Origin of the sequence: Streptomyces sp. NPDC047453, assembly GCF_040643155.1 — a bacterium.
Lineage (GTDB): Bacteria > Actinomycetota > Actinomycetes > Streptomycetales > Streptomycetaceae > Streptomyces.
Map to the genome: position 1 here is coordinate 1 of NZ_JBEYTS010000164.1, position 3,275 is coordinate 3,275.

Here is a 3,275-nt window from a genome sequence, read left to right on the forward strand (position 1 = left end):
CCTCGCGGAACTCCGCGTCGTACCGTTGGCGCTTCTCTGCCATGACCCCAACTTCCCCTGCAGTCACGGTCTTCACGCTACGAGGGGAACCTCAGCAGACCGGATCCGCAACAAGCGGGTGAAGGAACGCACCGGGAAGGAAGTCGACACCAGCGACATCGTCAAGGGCTACGAGGTCGGCGAGGGCGAGTACGTCCGGGTCGAGCCGGACAGCTGACCAGATCGCGCCCGGTCGCTCCCAGACCATCGACATCAGCGACTTCGTCGACCTCGACCGGATCGAGCCGGTCTACTTCGAACCGTACCTGCTACATCGCCCCGCGCGGCAAGGAGTACACCAAGGTCTACGAGCTGCTGCGCGCCGCGCTGACTGAAGCGAACAAGGTGGGCGTCGCCACCTTCGTCATGCGCGGCAAGCAGTACCTGACCGCCCTACGAGCCGAGGACAAGGTCCTGGTGCTGCAGACGCTGCACTGGCCGACGAGGTCCGCGACCCAGGCAGAGGACTGCCCGAGATGCCCTCTGGCCGGGCCGGGCGCGGCAAGGAACTTCAGCGGCGCTGCAGCTGGTCGAATGCCCTCAGCGGCGACTGGGAACCCGCCCGCTACCACGACACCCACCAGGAGCATGTGCGGGAGCTGGTACAGGCGAAAGCCGAGGGCCAGGAGGTCGCCCTGGCAGCGGAGCCACCCACCGCAACCAACGTCGTCGACCTCATGCAGGCCCTGCAGGGCAGCCTGGGCCGCCGGTACTGGCCGCGGTGAGCAACCGGCCGCCGCGCGGACGACACCGTCCAGCCGCCGCAAGACCGCGCGCCCGTCGACGGAGAAGACGGCGAAGAAGACGGCGTCCAGGAAGGCCCCGCCGAAGCAGGCACGTGCGTCGACGAGAGATCGCGGACGCAGCACGGGCAAGAACGAGTTGCAGAAGCTGAGCAAGGCGGAGCTGTACCAGCGGGCGACCGAGCAGGACCTTTCCGGCCGATCGAAGATGAGCCGCGAGGAGCAATCGACGCCCTCGTACGCACGGGGCACCGCCGCAAGAAAAGCGACGCCTGACCCTCACCGGCCTCGGACGGCCCGCAACATCCACGGCCGCTCCTCGATGACCAAGTAGCAGTTGGAGAAAGCGCTCGGCCGCTGGCGGCAGCGACTGACTTTCTCTCTGGCTGCCTCACTGCATCGAACAGGGCCCCAGTGGGGTGCTACCCGCCGTTGCGCGGGCAGGCTTCCGGTGTGACGGTGAAGGTACAAACTCGCGGATTCGGCGGGGACTGCGTCCACGCAGGCAGACGAGTTCTGTGGGACCGCCCCTACGCCACGGAGGCCACGTGGACAGCCACGCCGACAAGCTCTCCGGCGCGGTTCAGGAGCTGGAGAACCCCGATCGGATCAGGCAGCTGGAGACCCAGGTCTTCCAGCTTCAGCAGGCAGTCACCTCGCACGCAGTGATCGACCAGGCGATAGGCGTCATCGTGGCCGTCGGGCGGATGACGCCCGACGAAGCATGGGACGCCCTGCGTGAGACCTCGATGTGTACGAACATCAAGCTGCGTCACGTAGCGGAGCTTGTGATCACCTGGGGCCAGGGCGGAAGAGATCTGGCGGCGGACGTTCGATGCGAACTCTCGCGAAGGGTCAAGCGCCAGGCCCTGCAGTGATCGATCGGTCCTGCACGCGGCCTCTGAGTTCCCGCGGCCATGGGTGACAAACGACCGCATGGAGTGGACCCCGGCGGGCACCCGCAACCCTGGGACGGCGCACCTTGCAACCGGTGGAATGTTGAAGTCGGTGACACCGCGATGGCTACGAAGACTCACAGGAAGTCCGGAAGGAAGCCGGCCGGAGCCACGGACAAAGCGGTGGTACGCGCCCTGCTCGACCGGCAGGAGCGGACGTACGCGGCGCAGGCCGGCATCCGGCTGCGCAATACCCCGGCCCCGCTCTACCAGACGCTGGTGCTGGCGATACTCCTCAGCGCCCGCATCAGGGCCGACATTGCGGTGGCTGCGGCCCGTGCGTTGTTCGATGCCGGGATGCGCCACCCGCGGTCGATGGCGAAGGCGTCGTGGCAGGAACGCGTAGACGCCCTCGGCAAGGGCGGCTACCGCCGCTACGATGAGCGCACCTCCACGATCCTTGGCAGGGGAGCTGAGCTGCTGCTCGAACGCTGGGGCGGTGATCTGCGCCGGCTGCGCGAGGAACCTGACCCGAAGAAGGCGCTGCTGGACATCCCCGGGATCGGGCCCACGGGGGCCGACATCTTCCTGCGCGACGTCCAGGGCGTCTGGCCGGAGTTCGCCCCGTACATCGACCGCAAAGCCCTGGACGGCGCCCGACGGCTCGGGCTGCCAGCCTCGCCCGAGAAGCTCGGCGGCCTCGTCGCCGGCCGCGACATGGGTCGCCTGGCGGACGGTCTGGTCCACGCCGCGCTCGACAAGCCGCTCGCCGACGAGGTGCTGGCCGCCGCCAAGGCCGCCTGACACCGCACGACCTACGAAGCCACTCCCATGTGCGTGCGACTCCTGATCCTCGACCATCCCCGAGTCCGGTTGCTCCTCCGGCACCCCGTCATCGCATGCGCCAGTGCGAGTCGACGTGTGGGCCTGTTGCGCGGTCGGTGGTGGACGGACGCAGGCTGACGGAGGCCGAACGGCGTTCCCCGCTCGAGATCGAAACCCGGCTGCGGCAGGAGGCACGGACACTCGCCTGGATAGCCAGTCTTGTGCGGGGAGTTGCGGCGCCGCAGGGGAAGGTTACCTGCGTGCTTCAGCGGCGTCCCCAGGGGATCAGCGAGGGGGAAGTCCGGGTGGACGTTCACGCCTCGACACGCATGTCGGCGGTGTGCGGCACCGCCCGGTGCCCGCTCACGCCCCGCCGCCGAGGAATAGTCGGAGGACAACATGTGTAGGCGCGGCAGCGGCCGGCCGGCCCGGCGCCGACGCGGCACGCCGCCTGGGGAACGGTCCGCGGCTGCGTGGATCTTGTCCCACAGCACCGCACGGCCTGGGCCCCGAGGGCCGGCGGTCCGTGTGAACACCTCCAAACGCACGTAGTGGCAGCACCCTGGCGGAGCACGGTGAACAACTCCAAGGATCGGTGAGCAGTCGGCCACGGCGTTCGGCTCGCGCGGACGCCATCGGGGCCTTGTGGACCGTACGATCACGCAACGGCTTGGCGTCTCTCGACGACGGCCGAACGCTGACCCTCTGACGGCGGATCAAAAGTGACCCACTTGGTGATCTTCGTCTGACTCTGGCCTTGGTGATCAAGGTC

The 3,275-nt window shown here is 68.2% G+C and carries 4 protein-coding genes and 1 pseudogene; all 5 read left to right on the forward strand.

The features are described 5' to 3' along the window. Positions 1-217 (forward strand): Ku protein (locus ABZ818_RS42625; protein WP_361427669.1); only part of this gene is annotated, 217 nt, incomplete at its 5' end. A 137-nt stretch (positions 218-354) separates the two neighbouring features. Beyond that, positions 355-420, forward strand: a pseudogene (locus tag ABZ818_RS42630) (hypothetical protein); the annotation flags it as partial. Between the two features lie 95 nt (positions 421-515). Continuing rightward, positions 516-764: a hypothetical protein gene (locus ABZ818_RS42635; RefSeq protein ID WP_361427672.1), complete on the forward strand. Its 249-nt coding sequence runs from the start codon at positions 516-518 to the stop codon at positions 762-764. 566 nt (positions 765-1,330) lie between these two features. Continuing rightward, complete coding sequence (locus tag ABZ818_RS42640) at positions 1,331-1,660, forward strand: ANTAR domain-containing protein (protein WP_361427675.1); 330 nt, start codon at positions 1,331-1,333, stop codon at positions 1,658-1,660. Positions 1,661-1,801: 141 nt separating this feature from the next. Then, the gene (locus tag ABZ818_RS42645; protein ID WP_361427678.1) at positions 1,802-2,482 is read left to right on the forward strand and encodes an endonuclease; all 681 of its coding nucleotides are present in this window, start codon (positions 1,802-1,804) and stop codon (positions 2,480-2,482) included. Positions 2,483-3,275 lie beyond the last annotated feature (793 nt).